This is a genomic window from uncultured Piscinibacter sp. (genome assembly GCF_937952055.1).
Lineage (GTDB): Bacteria > Pseudomonadota > Gammaproteobacteria > Burkholderiales > Burkholderiaceae_C > Piscinibacter.
On sequence record NZ_CALFYO010000020.1, the window covers coordinates 536798 to 553195 of the forward strand.

The 16398-nt window shown below is 69.0% G+C and carries 20 protein-coding genes; all 20 read left to right on the plus strand.

Features of this window, described 5'->3' with window-relative positions:
* The first annotated feature begins 2 nt into the window (after positions 1-2).
* The 20 genes from ybiB (at position 3) to Q0599_RS13505 (ending at position 16398) form a co-directional block, all read left to right on the plus strand.
* Positions 3-956: a DNA-binding protein YbiB gene (gene ybiB, locus Q0599_RS13410; protein ID WP_298830188.1), complete on the plus strand. Its 954-nt coding sequence runs from the start codon at positions 3-5 to the stop codon at positions 954-956.
* A complete protein-coding gene (gene cobA, locus Q0599_RS13415; RefSeq protein WP_298830190.1) occupies positions 953-1726 on the plus strand; it encodes a uroporphyrinogen-III C-methyltransferase in 774 nt (257 codons plus the stop codon). Before ybiB ends, cobA begins: the two co-directional genes overlap by 4 nt.
* A 49-nt stretch (positions 1727-1775) precedes the next feature.
* Complete coding sequence (locus Q0599_RS13420) at positions 1776-2915, plus strand: sterol desaturase family protein (RefSeq protein WP_298830192.1); 1140 nt, start codon at positions 1776-1778, stop codon at positions 2913-2915.
* A gap of 125 nt (positions 2916-3040) precedes the next feature.
* Positions 3041-3850, plus strand: coding sequence for an enoyl-CoA hydratase-related protein (locus tag Q0599_RS13425; protein WP_298830193.1), 810 nt, complete (start codon positions 3041-3043; stop codon positions 3848-3850).
* Positions 3851-3854: 4 nt separating this feature from the next.
* Positions 3855-4298, plus strand: a complete 444-nt coding sequence (gene paaI / locus Q0599_RS13430) for a hydroxyphenylacetyl-CoA thioesterase PaaI (RefSeq protein WP_298830194.1) — start codon at positions 3855-3857, stop codon at positions 4296-4298.
* A 28-nt stretch (positions 4299-4326) separates the two neighbouring features.
* Positions 4327-5646 carry a phenylacetate--CoA ligase PaaK gene (paaK, locus tag Q0599_RS13435; protein ID WP_298830195.1) on the plus strand — a complete coding sequence of 440 codons (1320 nt, stop codon included), beginning with the start codon at positions 4327-4329 and terminating at the stop codon, positions 5644-5646.
* Positions 5647-5657: 11 nt separating this feature from the next.
* On the plus strand, positions 5658-6668 hold the full coding sequence (gene paaA, locus Q0599_RS13440; protein ID WP_298830196.1) for a 1,2-phenylacetyl-CoA epoxidase subunit PaaA: 1011 nt from the start codon (positions 5658-5660) through the stop codon (positions 6666-6668).
* Position 6669: 1 nt separating this feature from the next.
* Entirely contained in the window at positions 6670-6960 is a 291-nt protein-coding gene (paaB, locus tag Q0599_RS13445; protein WP_298830197.1) for a 1,2-phenylacetyl-CoA epoxidase subunit PaaB, read from the plus strand.
* Positions 6960-7709: a 1,2-phenylacetyl-CoA epoxidase subunit PaaC gene (gene paaC / locus Q0599_RS13450; RefSeq protein ID WP_298830198.1), complete on the plus strand. Its 750-nt coding sequence runs from the start codon at positions 6960-6962 to the stop codon at positions 7707-7709. The genes paaB and paaC overlap by 1 nt, the downstream gene beginning before the upstream one ends.
* Positions 7706-8191: a 1,2-phenylacetyl-CoA epoxidase subunit PaaD gene (paaD, locus tag Q0599_RS13455; RefSeq protein WP_298830199.1), complete on the plus strand. Its 486-nt coding sequence runs from the start codon at positions 7706-7708 to the stop codon at positions 8189-8191. Before paaC ends, paaD begins: the two co-directional genes overlap by 4 nt.
* Positions 8191-9255: a 1,2-phenylacetyl-CoA epoxidase subunit PaaE gene (gene paaE / locus Q0599_RS13460; RefSeq protein ID WP_298830201.1), complete on the plus strand. Its 1065-nt coding sequence runs from the start codon at positions 8191-8193 to the stop codon at positions 9253-9255. The genes paaD and paaE overlap by 1 nt, the downstream gene beginning before the upstream one ends.
* Positions 9256-9263: 8 nt before the next feature.
* Entirely contained in the window at positions 9264-9890 is a 627-nt protein-coding gene (locus Q0599_RS13465) for a TetR/AcrR family transcriptional regulator (protein ID WP_298830203.1), read from the plus strand.
* Positions 9891-9944: 54 nt separating this feature from the next.
* Positions 9945-11096 carry an ABC transporter substrate-binding protein gene (locus Q0599_RS13470; protein WP_298830205.1) on the plus strand — a complete coding sequence of 384 codons (1152 nt, stop codon included), beginning with the start codon at positions 9945-9947 and terminating at the stop codon, positions 11094-11096.
* 61 nt (positions 11097-11157) lie between these two features.
* Positions 11158-12387 carry an NAD(P)/FAD-dependent oxidoreductase gene (locus tag Q0599_RS13475; RefSeq protein WP_298830207.1) on the plus strand — a complete coding sequence of 410 codons (1230 nt, stop codon included), beginning with the start codon at positions 11158-11160 and terminating at the stop codon, positions 12385-12387.
* A gap of 154 nt (positions 12388-12541) precedes the next feature.
* The gene (gene rpsU / locus Q0599_RS13480; RefSeq protein WP_054018851.1) at positions 12542-12754 is read left to right on the plus strand and encodes a 30S ribosomal protein S21; all 213 of its coding nucleotides are present in this window, start codon (positions 12542-12544) and stop codon (positions 12752-12754) included.
* A 63-nt stretch (positions 12755-12817) separates the two neighbouring features.
* Positions 12818-13264 (plus strand): GatB/YqeY domain-containing protein, encoded by a 447-nt coding sequence (locus Q0599_RS13485; RefSeq protein ID WP_298830209.1) that lies wholly within the window; start codon positions 12818-12820, stop codon positions 13262-13264.
* Positions 13265-13276: 12 nt separating this feature from the next.
* Entirely contained in the window at positions 13277-13633 is a 357-nt protein-coding gene (locus tag Q0599_RS13490) for a TIGR01244 family sulfur transferase (protein ID WP_298830210.1), read from the plus strand.
* Between the two features lie 33 nt (positions 13634-13666).
* Entirely contained in the window at positions 13667-15046 is a 1380-nt protein-coding gene (locus Q0599_RS13495; RefSeq protein WP_298830211.1) for a cache domain-containing protein, read from the plus strand.
* On the plus strand, positions 15046-15666 hold the full coding sequence (locus Q0599_RS13500) for a response regulator transcription factor (RefSeq protein ID WP_298830212.1): 621 nt from the start codon (positions 15046-15048) through the stop codon (positions 15664-15666). Before Q0599_RS13495 ends, Q0599_RS13500 begins: the two co-directional genes overlap by 1 nt.
* A 93-nt stretch (positions 15667-15759) precedes the next feature.
* Complete coding sequence (locus tag Q0599_RS13505; RefSeq protein WP_298830214.1) at positions 15760-16398, plus strand: TRAP transporter small permease subunit; 639 nt, start codon at positions 15760-15762, stop codon at positions 16396-16398.

Here is a 16398-nt window from a genome sequence, read left to right on the forward strand (position 1 = left end):
CGATGAGCATTGCCCCCTACATCAAGGAGATCGGCCGCGGCAGGGAGGGTGCCCGCTCGCTGACGCAGGCACAGGCCCACGACGTGATGCGTCAGATCCTGGACGGCCAGGTCACCGACCTCGAGATCGGCGCCTTCGCGATCGCGATGCGCATCAAGGGCGAGACGGTCGACGAGCTCGCCGGATTCCTCCACGCGGTGCACGAGCGCTGCATTCCGCTGCATCCGCAGCACGCCACGGTGGTGCTGCCCTCGTACAACGGCGCACGCAAGCTGCCCAACCTGACGGCCCTGCTCGCGCTGCTGCTCGCGCAGGAGGGCGTGCAAGTGCTGGTGCACGGACCGGAGCACGATCCAGGCCGCATCACCACCGCCGAGATCTTTCACACGCTGGGCCTGCCCTGCGCCGAAGACACCGCCGACATCCACGCCGCCTGGCAACGACGCGAGCCGGTATTCATGCGCACCGAGGCGCTGTGCCCGCCGCTGGCGCGGCTGCTCGACGCGCGCCGGGTCATCGGCCTGCGCAATCCGGCTCACACCGTGGCCAAGCTGCTCACCCCCTGCCGCCAGACACCCTCGCTGCGCGTGGTCAACTACACCCATCCCGAATACGGCACGACGCTGACGCATTTCCTCGCCCAGACGAAGGCCGACGCGATGCTGATGCGGGGCACCGAAGGCGAGCCGGTGGCCGACCCGCGCCGGCTGCAGCGGCTCGATGTCTTCCTCGACGGGCAGTTTCGCCCGGAGCTGTCACGCGGCGCGCAGGAAGGTGTGCTCACCGAGTTGCCGGTACTGCCGCGCAGCCACGATGCGGCCACCACGGCGCTGTACATCCAGTCGGTGGTCAGCGGCGAGAAGCCGGCGCCGGCGCCGCTGCAGCAGCAGGTCGAGGCCCTGCTGGCTGCACTGGCGGCGCTGCAGCAGCCGCAGTCCCGGGAGAAGACGGCGTGAGACGGGGCGGCGTGACCCTGGTCGGCGCCGGTCCGGGCGACCCGGAGCTGCTGACGCTCAAGGCGATCCGCGCCATCCGTGCCGCCAGCGTGCTGCTCGTCGACGATCTGGTCGGCGAGGGTGTATTGCGCTATGCACGGCGCTCGGCTCGCATCGTGCACGTGGGCAAGCGCGGTGGGTGCGCGAGCACGCCGCAAGCGTTCATCGAGAAGCTGATGACGGCAGAGGCGCTGAAGGGGGAGCGCGTCGTGCGCCTGAAGGGCGGCGACCCCTTCGTCTTCGGTCGCGGCGGCGAGGAGGCCGAGCATCTCCGGGCGCAGGGCATCGCGGTCGAGGTCGTCAACGGCATCACCGCTGCCCTGGCCGCCACCACCGCGCTCGGCGTGCCGCTGACGCACCGCGACCATGCGCATGGTGTGATCATGGTCACCGGCCACGCACGCGGCGAGGATGCAGCGCTGCACTGGCCCACGCTTGCCGCTGCCGCCCAGCAGGGCCTCACGCTGGTCGTCTACATGGGCGTGTCCAGCGTTCGCGCGCTGCAGCACGGCCTGCTCGGCGCGCTGCCGCCGCACACACCGGTGGCGATCGTGCAGCAGGCCAGCCTGCCGCAGCAGCGACACGCCGTCGGCACGCTGGCCGGCCTGGCCGAGCTGGTCGCCGAGCACGGCCTCGGCAGCCCGGCGATCATCGTCGTCGGCGACGTGTTGCGTGGACTGCATCACGCGTCGCTCGCCGGGCCACCGATGCAACAAGATCGCGCGGCCTGAACCGCCATCGGGCTCGTATCATGCGGCGCCACCCAGGGAGCGCACGCAGATGCAGGATCTCGACAAGCTCAGGCAGCTGAGCGAATCGCACGGCGCGCTGCGCCCCGGCAAGGGGCTGGTTTCCGGCGTCATCGCGCTGTTGCTGGCGGCGCTTTGCTTCCTGGGCGTGCTCGCCTTCCACTTCCCCGAATACCTGACCACGCCGCAGCTGCGCAAGGCCTACAGCGTCGAGCTGCTGCGCCAGCTGATGTACGGCGCGATGGTGCTCGCTGGCGGTCTGGCGGTCTTCAACATCGTCCTCGGCCGTGCCCGCTGGCTGGCCGCGGCCGCCTTCGCGCTGGTGTCGCTAACCGCCCTGCTCGGCGGCCACAAGGTGCCCGTCCACGACTTCGCCGACGGCACGCCCTACATCGGTCTGGACTGGTTCATCCTCGACCTGCTCGGCTCCTCGCTGATCTTCGTCTTCATCGAGAAGCTGTTCGCGCTGCGCACACAGCAGCCGGTGTTCCGCGCCGAATGGCAGACCGATTTCCACCACTTCATGGTCAACCACATGCTGGTGGGCTTCGTGCTGCTGGCCGCCAACCTGCTGGTGCACCGGCTGTTCGGCTGGGCGGCGACGGAAGGCGTGCGCCTGCGCGTGCAGGATCTTCCCTTCCCGGTCGCGATGTTCCTCATCATCCTGGTGGCAGACCTGGTGCAATACTGGACGCACCGCGCCCATCACGAGCTGCCTCTTCTATGGCGCCTGCACGCCGTGCACCACAGCGCCAAGAGCATGGACTGGCTGGCCGGCTCGCGCCAGCATGTCGTCGAGCTGCTGATCACGCGCACGCTGGTGCTCGCACCGATCTACGTGCTCGGCTTCAGCAAGGAAGTGATCGATGCCTACATCGTCATCGTCGGCTTCCAGGCCGTGTTCAACCATGCCAACGTGAGCGTGCGGCTCGGGCCGCTGCGCTACGTCATCGTGACGCCCAACTTCCACCACTGGCACCACTCGCAGGAGGACGAGGCGATCGACCGCAACTACGCGGCGCACTTCGCCTTCCTCGACCACCTGTTCGGCACCGCGGTGCAATCCGATCGGAACTGGCCGGATCGCTACGGCGTGCAGGGCGACTACGTGCCCGACGGGTTCCTCAGGCAACTCGCCTTCCCGTTCGTCTGGAAAAAGACCTCTTCCTGACCGAATTCCGCCCGCCTCGGTGAAAGCCCGGATCCGCGGACAGCTTGTCGGCGGCGTGGGCTTGATCTACATTAATCATTTATTGACCGATCGGTCAATGAATCTGCATCATCCCCGAGGTTCCCATGGCCGAAGACGCCACCCCCTTGCTCAGCCGCCGCGACGGCGCGGTGCTGACCCTGACGCTGAACCGGCCGCAAGCGCTGAACAGCTTCGATGGCGCGCTGCACGACGCGCTGATCGGCGCACTCAAGGCGGCCGCGGCTGACGCCGGCATACGCTGCGTGGTGATCACCGGCGCCGGCCGTGGCTTCTGCGCCGGGCAGGACCTCTCCGACCCGGCCGTCGCACCCGACCTCACGCCCGGCGCGCAACCGCGTGACATCGGCAACCTGATCGAGGCGCGCTACAAGCCGCTGGCGATGCTCATCCACCAGTTCCCGGTGCCGGTGATTGCCGCGGTGAACGGCGTGGCCGCCGGCGCCGGCGCCAACCTGGCGCTGAACTGCGACATCGTGCTGGCAGCGCGCTCGGCCAGCTTCATCCAGGCCTTCTCGAAGATCGGACTGATCCCGGACTGCGGAGGCACCTGGCTGCTGCCGCGCCTGGTCGGACGCGCCAATGCGCTGGCGCTGGCCCTGCTGGGCGACAAGTGCAGCGCCGAGGAGGCGCAGCGCATCGGCATGATCTGGCGCTGCGTCGACGACGCCGCGTTGGCCGAGGAGACGCAGGCGCTGGCCCAGCGGCTGGCGGCGATGCCGAGCAAGGCGCTGGCGGAAACTCGGCGCGCCTTCGACATCGCCGACCACATGGACCTGTCGACCGCGCTGAGCATGGAGGGCGAGGCGCAGCGGCGCCTCGGCAGGAGCCACGACTACCTGGAAGGCGTGTCGGCGTTCTTCGCCAAGCGCACTCCGCGCTTCAAGGACCGCTGATCCGATGAAGGACGACAGTTACAGCGAGGCGCAGAAGCTCGCCGAGCGTGTGCGCGACACGATGTTCGCCGCCGACAAGGCGGCACACGCCCTCGGCATGGAGGTCAGCGCGATCTCGCCAGGCCACGCCAGCGTGACGATGACGGTGCGCGAGGAGATGCTCAACGGCTTCGGCATCTGCCAGGGCGGGCTGATCGCCACGCTGGCCGACATGGCCTTCGCCTACGCCTGCAACTCGTACAACGAGCTGACGGTCGCCTCCGGATTCGATGTCGACCTGCTCGGGCCCGGCAAGCTCGGCGACCGCCTCACCGCCGACGGCCGCGTCGTGTCGCAGGGCTCGCGCATGGGCGTCTACGACATCGAGGTGACCAACCAGAACGGCGACCGCATCGCGGTGTTCCGCGGCCGCTCCTACCGCATGAAGGGCAAACAGGTCGCCACCTGACCCGCCCCGCCCCACGGAGACAGAACCGATGCCCGTCAAGCGCCCCGCTCCCGGCGACCTCGAAGCGATCGAGACCGCCAGCCGCGACGAACTGCAAGCCCTGCAGCTGCAGCGCCTGCAATGGTCGCTGCGCCATGCCTACGACAACGTGCCGCACTACCGGAGCGCGTTCGACGCGAAGGGCGTGCACCCGTCCGACCTGAAGTCTCTCGCCGACCTCTGCAAATTCCCCTTCACGACGAAGAAGGAACTGCGCGAGAACTACCCCTTCGGCATGTTCGCCGTGCCCCGCGAGCGGGTGGTGCGCGTGCACGCCTCGTCGGGAACGACCGGCAAGCCCACGGTGGTGGGCTATACGCAGGGCGACATCGAGCGCTGGGCCGACCTGGTGGCACGCTCCATCCGTGCCTCCGGCGGCCGCCCCGGCGACATGGTCCATGTCGCCTACGGCTACGGCCTGTTCACCGGCGGCCTGGGCGCGCACTACGGCGCCGAGAAGCTCGGCTGCACGGTGGTGCCGATGTCCGGCGGGCAGACCGAGAAGCAGGTGCAGCTGATCGTCGACTTCAAGCCCGACATCATCATGGTCACGCCCAGCTACATGCAGGTGATCATCGAGGAGTTCCGCCGCCAGGGACTCGACCCGCGCGAGATGTCGGTGAAGGTGGGCATCTTCGGCGCCGAGCCCTGGACCGAGGCGATGCGGCGCGATATCGAGGCCGCCGCGGGGATCGACGCGGTCGACATCTACGGCCTGTCGGAGGTGATGGGCCCGGGCGTGGCCAACGAGTGCATCGAGTCCAAGGACGGCCCGGTGATCTGGGAGGACCACTTCTACCCCGAGATCATCGACCCGGACACCGGCGAGGTGCTGCCCGACGGCGCGGAAGGCGAGCTCGTCTTCACCACGTTGACCAAGGAGGCGCTGCCGGTGGTGCGCTACCGCACGCGCGACCTGACGCGGCTGCTGCCGCCCACCGCGCGCAGCATGCGCCGCATCGGCAAGATCGTCGGCCGCAGCGACGACATGCTGATCATCCGCGGCGTCAACGTGTTCCCGACGCAGATCGAGGAACTGATCCTCGGCAACGACAAGCTCAGCGGCCAGTACCAGATCGTCGTCACGCGCAACGGCCACCTCGACCACATGACGGTGCGCTGCGAGGTGCGCCCCGACGCCGGCATGGCGGGCACGGCCGACCGGCGCGAGATCGGCGAGTGGCTGCAGCACCGCATCAAGACGCTGGTGGGCGTGAACGCCGAGGTCGAGGTCGGGGTGCCCGACTCGATCGAACGCACCCTGGTGGGCAAGGCGCGCCGCGTGATCGACCAGCGCCCGAAAGGATAAGGAGCGACACCATGTACACCCAAGCCATGGACACCCTGGCGCGCGAGACCAAGGGCCAGGTGCAGGCGGTCAAGACGCCCGAGGAGGAGGCGCGCGAGGCCGCCTTCGAGGCACGCATAGACGCGGGCGAGTTCATCGAGGCCAAGGACTGGATGCCCGAGCACTACCGCAAGACGCTGGTGCGGCAGATCAGCCAGCACGCGCACTCGGAGATCGTCGGCATGCTGCCCGAGGGCAACTGGGTCACCCGCGCGCCCACGCTCAAGCGCAAGGCCATCCTGCTGGCCAAGATCCAGGACGAAGGCGGCCACGGCCTGTACCTCTACGCCGCGGCCGAGACGCTGGGCGTGTCGCGCGACGAGCTGCTCGAGGCCCTGCACAGCGGCCGCGCCAAGTACAGCTCGATCTTCAACTATCCGACGCTCACCTGGGCCGACGTGGGCGTGATCGGCTGGCTGGTCGACGGCGCGGCGATCATGAACCAGGTGCCGCTGTGCCGCTGCTCCTACGGGCCCTATGCGCGCGCGATGGTGCGCATCTGCAAGGAGGAGTCCTTCCATCAGCGCCAGGGCTTCGATGCGCTCTACACCATGATGAGCCAGGGCACGCCCGCGCAGCGCGAGATGGTGCAGGACGCCGTGAGCCGCTGGTGGTGGCCGAGCCTGATGATGTTCGGTCCGCCGGACGCGGAATCCACCCACAGCACGCAGTCGATGCGCTGGGGCATCAAGCGCATCAGCAACGACGAGCTGCGGCAGAAGTTCGTCGACGCCACGGTCGAGCAGGCCAAGGTGCTGGGCGTCGCCCTGCCCGACCCCGAGCTGAAGTGGAACGAGGCGCGCCAGACCCACGACTTCGGCGCGATCGACTGGAGCGAGTTCTGGAACGTGGTCAACGGCCACGGCCCGTGCAATCGCGAACGCCTGGCCGACCGCGTCCAGGCCTGGGACGATGGCGCCTGGGTGCGCGAGGCGGCGATCGCCCACGAGCGCAAGAAGCAACTCAAGACGAAGGCGGCGTGACATGAGCAACCGAAACGAATGGCCCCTGTGGGAAGTGTTCGTGCGCAGCAAGAGCGGGCTGGACCACAAGCACTGCGGCAGCCTGCATGCGAGCGACTCGGCGATGGCGATCCAGATGGCGCGCGACGTCTACACGCGGCGCCAGGAGGGCGCGAGCGTGTGGGTGGTGCGCTCCGACCAGATCGTCGCCAGCGATCCCGACACCAAGGACATGTTCTTCGAGCCGGCGCAGGACAAGGTCTACCGCCACCCGACCTTCTACAAGCTGCCGGCCGACGTGGACCACATGTGATGGACGCCAGGCTCGACTACATCCTTCGCATCGCCGATGCCTGCCTGATCCACGGCCAGCGCCTCGGGCAGTGGTGCGGTCATGCGCCGGTGCTGGAAGAGGACATCGCGCTGACCAACGTGGCGCTCGACCACATCGGCCAGGCGCGCGCCCTGCTGACCCTCGCCGGCGAGCTGGAAGGCCGCGGCCGCGACGAAGACGCGCTGGCCTTCCTGCGCCAGGAACGCGACTACCGTAACGTGACGATGCTGGAGCTGCCCAACGGCGACTTCGCACGCACCGTGCTGCGCGCCTTCCTGTGGGCCAGCTTCATGAAGGTGTTGTGCCAGGCGCTCGCGACCTCCACGAATGCGCAGCTCGCGGCGATCGCCGCCAAGACGCTCAAGGAGGTGCGCTACCACCAGCAGCACACGGGTGACTGGGTGGTGCGGCTCGGCGACGGCACCGAGGAATCGGCGCGCCGCATCGGCGAGGCGCTGACGCTGCTGTGGCCCTACACGGCCGAATGGTTCGCCGACGACGACACCGACATCGAGGCGCGCTCCAGCGGCCTCGGTCCGGCCTGGAGCACGCTGAAGGACGCGTGGATGTCCGAACTGCGGCCGGTGCTCGGCGAGGCCGGCCTCGCACCGCTGGCCGACACCCCTTTCCGCTCCACCGGCAAGCTCGGGCGTCACAGCGAACACATGGGCTTCCTGCTCGCCGAGATGCAGTCGCTGCCGCGCGCCTTCCCCGGAGCGGTGTGGTGAACACGGCCCAGGCCTGGGCGACGCTGGCCCAGGTGCCCGATCCCGAGGTGCCGGTGCTGTCGGTCGTCGACCTGGGCATCGTGCGCGAGCTCGACGTGACCGACGGCGACTGCGTGGCGGTGACGCTCACGCCCACCTACTCCGGCTGCCCGGCCACCGAGGTGATCCAGGACTCCGTCGTGAAGGCGCTGCGTGAAGCCGGTGCGCGCGAGGTCTCGGTGACGACGCGCCTCGACCCAGCCTGGACGACGGACTGGATCAGCGCCGAGGCCGGCGAGAAGCTGCGCGCCTACGGCATCGCGCCGCCGCATCTGAAGGCTGCCGACGCGCAGCCGCTGCGCTTCCATCCCAAGGGCATCGCCTGCCCGCGCTGCGGCAGCCAGGACACGCAGCGGCTGTCGGCCTTCGGCTCGACGGCCTGCAAGGCCCTGTACCGCTGCCTGGCCTGTCTGGAACCCTTCGAACACTTCAAGCCGATCTGATGAGCCTGCAATTCCACTCCCTGCCGGTGCAGAACGTCCAGCAAGACGCCGATGCGTTGATCGTCGGCTTCGGCGTGCCGCCCGCGCTGCGCGACACCTTCGCCTTCGCACCGGGCCAGTACCTCACGCTGCGTGCCGAGGTCGCCGGCGAGGATCTGCGGCGTTCCTATTCGATCTGCAGCGGACTCGACGACGGCGCGCTGCGCGTGGGCATCCGGCTGCTGCCCGGCGGCGCCTTCTCCGGCTGGGCGGCCGAAAACCTGCGCGAGGGCCAGACGATGCAGGTCATGCCGCCGCAGGGTCGCTTCACACTGACGCCCGACCCGGCCAGTCAGCGCCACCTGCTGTTCATCGCCGCAGGCAGCGGCATCACGCCGATGCTCTCGCTCATCAAGTCGCTGCTCGGTCGCGAGCCGGCCACGCGCTGCACGCTCGTCTACGGCAACCGCCGCGTGGCGACGATGATGTTCAAGGAGGAACTGGAGGACTTGAAGGACCGCTACCTGCAGCGCTTCACGCTGCTGCCGGTGTTCTCGCGCGAGGCCCAGGACGCTCCGCTGTTCAACGGCCGGCTCGACGAGGCGCGCATCGCCGAGTTCCTGCGCACGCTGGTGCCCGCCGACACGGTGGACGAGGCCTTCGTCTGCGGGCCTGCCGGCGTGCTGGACGGCGCCGTGGCTGCGCTGGCCGGCGCCGGGCTCGCGGTCGAACGCATCCACGTCGAGCGCTTCGGCGACGTGAATGCGGCGGCGGCGCATCACGTCGAGGCAGGCGACGCCGACCATGCCAAGGTGACGCTGGTGATCGATGGCCTCGCGCGCCAGGTCGAATTCCGGCTCAGCGACCCGTCCATCCTCGATGCCGCGCGCCGCACCGGGCTCGACGTGCCCTATGCGTGCAAGGCCGGCGTGTGCTCCACCTGCAAGGGCAAGCTGCTCGACGGGCAGGTGCGCATGGACCGCAACTTTGCGCTCACGGAGGCGGAGGTCGCGCAGGGCTTCGTGTTGTGCTGCCAGGCTCACCCGACCACGCCGGGCGTGACCATCACGCTCGACGAACGCTGAGCACCCGCATGGCCCGCGGACGTTCGGCCGACTACGACCTCAATCGCGAGACCATCGTGCGCACGGCCACGCGGCTGTTCGCGCAGCAGGGCTACCCCGGCACCTCGATGAGCGACCTCGCGCGTGCCTGCGGCATCTCCAAGCCGCTGCTCTACCACTACGTCAGCGACAAGTACCAGTTGCTGCGCGAGATCACCGAAGGCCACGTGACCCGCCTGGAAATGCTGGTCGGCGAGGTGCAAGCCCAGAAGCTCGCACCGGCCCCGCGCCTGCGCGAGCTCATCCGCCGCTTCGTTCACGAGTACGCCCAGGCGCGCCACGACCACGGCGTGCTGACGCAGGACGTCAAGTTCCTCGAGACGCGCGACCGCAACCGCGTGCTGCGCAAGGAGCGCGCGGTGGTGTCCGCTTTCGCCGCCACCATCGCTGAAGCGCGTCCGGACCTCGCCACGGCGGCGCTGGACAAGCCGCTGACCATGCTGCTTTTCGGCATGATCAATTGGATGTTCACCTGGCTGCGGCCCGACGGCACGCTGGGCCACGACGACATGGCACCGATCGTCGCCGACCTCTTCCTCGGCGGGCTCGGCGCAGTGCAGCCCCCGGTAACCCTTTCAGTAGAAGCCCCGAACTGATTCATCGACCGATCAGTCAATAATTTTCCACCCTGCCCTCCGAGGAGACATTCGATGAACTTCAAGCGCCTCTTGCTGCCCGCCCTGCTCGCCCTCCTGGGCGCCACCGGCGCGGCACGGGCCGACATCACCGTCGGCGTCACGGTCTCGGCCACCGGCCCGGCCGCCTCGCTCGGCATTCCCGAGAAGAACACCATCGAGCTGATGCCCAAGACCATCGCCGGGCAGAAGATCAACTACATCGTGCTCGATGACGGCTCCGACACCACCAAGGCGGTGGCGAACACGCGCAAGCTGATCACCGAGGACAAGGTCGACATCGTGCTCGGCTCGACGATCACGCCGAACTCGCTGGCGATGATCGACGTCGTCGCCGAGAACCAGGTGCCGATGATCTCGATGGCTGCCTCGGCGCGCATCGTCGAGCCCGTCGACGCGAAGAAGCGCTGGGTGTTCAAGACGCCGCAGAACGACATCATGATGTCGCTGGCGATCGCCACCCACATGGCCAACAGCGGCGTGAAGACGGTCGGCTTCATCGGCTTCGCCGACGCCTACGGCGAAGGCTGGTACGGGGAGTTCGCCAAGATCGCCTCGCTCAAGGGCCTGCAGATCGTTGCCAACGAGCGCTACGCACGTACCGACACCGCCGTCACCGGGCAGGTGCTGAAGATCATGGGCGCCAAGCCCGACGCGGTACTGATCGCCGGCTCGGGCACACCGGCGGCGCTGCCGCAGAAGACGCTGAAGGAGCGCGGCTACACCGGCAAGTACTACCAGACGCACGGCGTGGCCAACGCGGACTTCCTGCGCGTGGGCGGCAAGGACGTCGACGACACCTTCCTGCCCGCCGGCCCGGTGCTGGTGGCCGACCAGCTGCCCACCTCGAATCCCGTGCGCAAGTCGGCGCTGGCCTATGTCGCGGCCTACGAGGCAGCGCACGGCAAGGGCTCGGTGTCGACCTTCGGCGCCCACGCCTGGGATGCCGGCCTGCTGATGACGGCAGCCATTCCGGCCGCGCTGAAGAAGGCCCAGCCCGGCACGGCGGCGTTCCGCGCTGCATTGCGCGACGCGCTGGAGCAGGTGAAGGACCTGCCCGGTGCGCACGGGATCTTCAGCATGTCGCCGACCGACCATCTCGGCCTGGACCAGCGGGCACGCGTGATGGTGAAGATCCAGAACGGCGCCTGGAAGTACCAACCCTGAGCCAGCTTGGTGCTCGCCGACGGCGAAGGGGGCCTGCGGGCCCCCTTTATCATTCGTGCCGATGACCCGAGCCTCTGACTTCGACGCCGTGATCGTCGGTGCCGGAGCCGCCGGGCTTCATTGCGCGGGCATTGCCGGCCAGCTCGGCGCCCGGGTGCTGCTCCTGGACCACTCGGCCAAGGTGGCCGAGAAGATCCGCATTTCCGGCGGCGGGCGCTGCAACTTCACCAACCGCGACACGACGCCGGCGAACTTCCTCTCCGACAATCCGCACTTCTGCCGCTCGGCGCTGGCGCGCTACACGCCGGCGGACTTCATCGCTCTGGTGAACCGGCACGGCATCGCCTGGCACGAGAAGCACAGGGGCCAGCTGTTCTGCGACCGCTCCGCCGAGGACGTCATCGGCATGCTGCTGCGCGAGTGCGAGGCCGGCGGCGTGGTGCGGCGCCAGCCCTGCGCGGTGCGCGCCGTGCGGCATGCGGGCGAAGCGTTCGAACTCGACACCGACGCCGGCACGGTACGCGCACCGAGACTCGTCGTCGCCACCGGCGGCCTGTCGGTCCCGAAGATCGGCGCCACCGACTTCGGCCACCGGCTGGCCCAGCAGTTTGGCCACCGCATCGTGCCAACGCGGCCGGGACTGGTGCCCTTGACCTTCGACGCCGCCGGCTGGGCACCCTTCGTGCCGTTGGCCGGCATCTCGCTCGAGGTCGGCATCGAGGCCGGCAGCGGCAAGTCGCGCGGCCGTTTCGTCGAGGACCTGCTCTTCACCCACCGCGGCCTGAGCGGCCCGGCGGTCTTGCAGGCCTCGAACTACTGGCACGACGGCGAGCCGCTGCGCATCGACTTGGCGCAGGGCCACGCACTGGCGGAGGAACTGCTGCTGGCCAAGCGCAGCTCGCGCCGGCAGTTCGGCAACGAGCTCGCGGAGCGGCTGCCGCGGCGGCTGGCCGAGGCCTGGCTCGCCGCCCGCCCGGGCTGGGCGGCACGGCCGCTGGCCGAGATGCGCGACCAGGACCTGCGCGAGCTGGCCGCCGGCCTGCAGCGCTGGGAGATCGTGCCCGACGGCAGCGAGGGCTACCGCAAGGCCGAGGTGACGCTGGGCGGTGTGGACACCCGCGAACTGAGCTCACAGTCGATGGAAAGCCGCCTCGCGCCCGGGCTGCACTTCATCGGTGAGGTGGTCGACGTCACCGGCTGGCTCGGCGGTTACAATTTCCAGTGGGCCTGGGCCAGCGCCGCCGCCTGCGCGCGCGCCCTGGCGGCGCGCCCCGTGGAGAGTGCCCACTGACCGCCGGCTTGCATGCGACCCGTTCCGGCATATAATCGCGGTCTTTGCTGGCAAACCCGCGCCGCGATTGCGGGGGCGGCCGCGGACAGGAACTCCGGACCCTTCTGACCGTTGCCACTCGCAACACCGAGCGCATCTCAACCCAACTTTCTACATGACTACGATTCGCGTCAAAGAAAACGAGCCGTTCGACGTGGCACTGCGCCGCTTCAAGCGCACCATCGAGAAACTCGGGCTGCTGACGGACCTGCGCGCCCGCGAGTTCTACGAGAAGCCCACCGCCGAGCGCAAGCGCAAGAAGGCTGCGGCCGTCAAGCGCCACTTCAAGCGCGTTCGCAGCATGCAGTTGCCGAAGAAGCTGTACTGAACTTCCGGCCGCCTACCGAAGCCCGCAGCCGTCCTGCGGGCTTTGTCGCTTCTGGAGTCGAGCATGAGCCTCAAGGACCGCATCACCGAAGACATGAAGGCCGCCATGCGTGCCAAGGAAGCCGCCCGGCTGCTGACCATCCGCGGCCTGATGGCGGCGATGAAGCAGAGGGAAGTCGACGAGCGCGTCGAGCTCGACGACGCGGCCATCATCGGCATCGTCGACAAGCTGATCAAGCAGCGCAAGGACTCGATCGCGCAGTTCGGCGCCGCCGGCCGCGCCGACCTGGTTGAGAAGGAGACCGCGGAGCTCCAGGTTCTGGAGGGCTACCTGCCAGCACGCCTGTCGGCCGAGGAGATCACGGCCCAGGTGGCGGCCATCGTGGCCGAACTCGGCGCCGCCGGAGCGGGCGACATGGGCAAGGTGATGGGCGCCGCAAAGGCAAGGCTCGCGGGCAAGGCCGACATGGCCCTCGTGTCCGCAGCGGTCAAGCAGGCGCTGGCGCCCTGAGGTGAGTCGAACATGAGCCATACCCCCCACCATCCGTTCCTGCGTCAGATCGCGGCCGATGTGTGCGTCGCCCCGCAGCTCACTCCGGAGATCATGGCCGAACTGGCCGCGCTGGGCTTCAAGAGTATCGTCAACAACCGGCCCGACTTCGAGGAGGGCGCCGCCCAGCCGACCAGCGCGCAGATGGAGGCAGCCGCCCGCGCCGCCGGCCTGGAGTACGCCTACCTGCCCGTGCAGTCGGCCCACCAGTCGCCCGATCAGATCGAGCGCATGGCCGAGCTGCTTGCCACGCTCCCGCGCCCGATGGTCGCCTTCTGCCGCAGCGGCGCGCGCTCGGGCAAGCTCTACCAGGCTGCCGTCGCGCGCTGAGCGCGGCGCGGCGCGCCCCCTGCCCCTCCAGCCATGCGCCCGCGCTCGACCTTCCTGCTGCTGGCGATCCTGCCGCTGCTGCTGACGCTGTCGCTGATCGCGGTGGCGATGTTCCAGCAGCAGCAGGACCTGTCCCGCCGCGAGCGGCAGGTGATCGAGCAGGCCACCATGGCCGCCAAGGAGGCCGAGCTGCTCAACCTGGCCGGCATGGCGCGCAGCGCGCTGACCCCGCTGTACGAGTCGCGCCGCGACGACCCCGAGACCATCGCCGAGGCGCTGCGCCTGCTGGCCCGGCTCGACTACGGCATCGACGGCTACTTCTTCGTCTTCGACACCGGCGGGCGCAACCTGCAGCACCCGCGCCAGCCTGAGCTGCAGGGCCAGGACCTCTGGAACCTGCGCGACACCCAGGGCGTGCCGGTGATCCGCGAGCTCATCGCCCGCGCCCACGAGGGCGGCGGCTTCGTGCGCTACCTGTGGGAGAAGCCGTCGACCCGCAAGCTGGCACCCAAGCTGGCCTATGCGATCTCGATGCCGCGCTGGAACATGGTGATCGGCACCGGCGTCTACCTCGACGACATCCAGGTCACCCTGGCACGGCTGGATGCCCAGGTCGACGAGAACATCGCCAAGACGATGTGGTGGATCGCCGGCATCGCAGTGCTCGGCGTGGTGCTGATCGCAGGCAGCGGGCTGGCGCTGAACCTCAGCGATGCGCGCGTGGCCGACGGCAAGCTGCGCAACCTGGCCCGCCAGGTGGTGAAGTCGCAGGAAGACGAGCGCGCCCACCTGTCTCGCGAGCTGCACGACAGCACCAGCCAGACGCTGGTGTCGATCAAGCTGCTGCTCGAGTCGGCGGCCAGCCAGCTCGGCCGCGAGCGCACGCCGGCCGCGCTGCATCGCGCCGTGCAACGGCTGGGCGATGCGCTGCACGAGGTGCGCCGCATCTCGCACCGCCTGCGCCCCGCCGAACTCGACACGCTGGGCCTGCCCGCCGCGCTCGACGACCTGGCTGAGGAATTCAATCAGCACGGCCGCGTACGGGTGGCGCTGCAGCTGTGGGGCGACGCGCAGGCGCTGCCGGACGAGGTCAACACCGTGCTGTTCCGCGTGGTGCAGGAGTCGCTGACCAACATCGAGAAGCACGCCCGCGCCACACGCGTGAACGTGCGGCTGATCTTCCACGCCAGCGGCCTGCGACTGCGCATCGTCGATGACGGCGTGGGCTTCGACGTTCCGACGATCCGGGCCGACCCGCGCCGCGGCATCGGCATGCGCAACATGCGCGAACGCGTGGAGTCCATCGGCGGCAGCTTCAGCATCGAGTCGCGCCCCGGGCGCACCGCCGTGCTGGCCGACCTGCCCACCGAGGCGATCCAACGGCTGCGTGCGCCGCAGCAGGCGGCGGCCTGATGGGCACGCGCATCCTGCTCGTCGACGACCACCCGTTGGTGCGCGAGGGCCTGCGTGCGCGACTGGCCGACACGCCGGGCATCGAGGTGGTCGGTGAAGCCGGCGATGCCGCGCAGGCCTTCACCCGGGTGGCCATGCTGCTGCCCGACCTGGTGCTGATGGACGTGGGCATGAAGCAGGTCAACGGCATCGAACTGGCCGCGCGGCTGCGCGAGAAGCATCCGGCGCTACGCGTGCTGATGCTGAGCATGTACGACAACCCCGAGTACGTTCACCGTGCGCTGGCTGCCGGCGCCATGGGCTACGTGCTGAAGGAGGCACCGTCGGAGGAGATCGTCCAGGCCATTGTCGCCGTGGCAGCCGGTCGCCATTTCCTCGGCTCGGGCCTGGCGGCCACATCGGGCCGCCCCGACGATGGCCGACCGCTGCTGTCGGCCCGCGAATCCGAGATCCTGCGCTGCCTGGCCGACGGCATGGCCAGCAAGCAGGTGGCCGAGGCGCTGGGCATGAGCGTGCGCACCGTCGAGACGCACCGGCAGAACATCCGCCGCAAGCTCGGCCTGGCCGGCCAGGCCGAGCTCATCAAGTACGCCGTCGAGCGCTGCCGCGGGCCTGCGTAATTCCACGTACCGGTTTCACCGGTTGCGCTGGGGCCGCGGGCGAGGTCTGATCGGCACAATGCGGCGCAGACCGCGCCACCCTCGGAGATCCCCTTGAACGCCCTGCTTCCCCTCTCGAGCCTGATCGACCGCTTCAGTAACGGCATCGGACACCTCGTGCGATGGTTCGTCCTGGCGGCGGTTCTCATCAGCGCCACCAACGCCATCGTGCGCAAGGCCTTCAACATCAGCTCGAACGCCTTCCTCGAGGTGCAGTGGTACCTGTTCGCCGCGGTGTTCATGCTCGGCGCGGGCTACGCCTTCCTGCGCAACGTGCACGTGCGCATCGACTTCATCGCCAACAAGCTGTCGCGGCGCACCAACGCGGTGATCGACGTGCTGGGCATCGTGATCTTCCTGATCCCGTTGTGCCTGATCATGATCACGCTGAGTTGGCCGCTGTTCGTCAATGCCTGGGACAGCGGCGAGATGTCCCAGAACGCCGGCGGGCTGATCCGCTGGCCCGTCTACCTGCTGATCCCGGTGGGCTTCACCATCCTGCTGCTGCAGGGCGTCTCCGAGCTGATCAAGCGGCTGGCCTTCCTGCAGGGAGCGATTCCCGAACCCTTCAGCGTCGAGCACCACAAGTCGGAGGAGGAGGAACTCGCCGAGGAGCTCGCCGCCGAGGCCGAGCGCCATGAGCAGGAACTGCTGGCCCGGCGCCAGAACAACGACAAGAACGAGGCACGCTGA